Origin of the sequence: Pseudoalteromonas sp. P1-7a, assembly GCF_001401855.1 — a bacterium.
GTDB lineage: Bacteria > Pseudomonadota > Gammaproteobacteria > Enterobacterales > Alteromonadaceae > Pseudoalteromonas.
The window spans coordinates 1-322 of the sequence record NZ_LKDU01000112.1 but is presented as its reverse complement, the minus strand read 5'-3'; the positions used below and the strand labels follow the sequence as shown (position 1 = coordinate 322).

At 63.0% G+C, this 322-nt stretch carries 1 protein-coding gene; it reads left to right on the top strand.

The features are described 5' to 3' along the window. Nucleotides 1–254 (top strand): GNAT family N-acetyltransferase (locus AN389_RS19730; protein ID WP_144430249.1); only part of this gene is annotated, 254 nt, incomplete at its 5' end. Nucleotides 255–322: the final 68 nt, after the last annotated feature.

Below are 322 nucleotides of genomic sequence, written 5' to 3'. Positions count from 1 at the left end.
CGGAAGTGCACAGTGTCCACGTGGATGCTGGCCATCGTGGCCAGGGTATCGCCCGTCAGCTTCTTCTTGCCGCGTTCGCGGCTGCGCGCGCGGAAGGCATTGAATCGCTCACCCTCACGGTGCTGGCGGACAACGCTGCCGCGCGCGGGCTGTACGAATCGCTGGGCTTCAGTGCATTCGGCACGGAGCCGCGGGCAGTCAAACGCGCGGGCTGCTACACGGATATCGTCTCGTACTCGATCGCCCTGCAGTGACGATGAAACATTGCCGCAGGCGCGGTCATGTTTCCGTGGCAGGATGGGCCTGGACATATATTCATTCG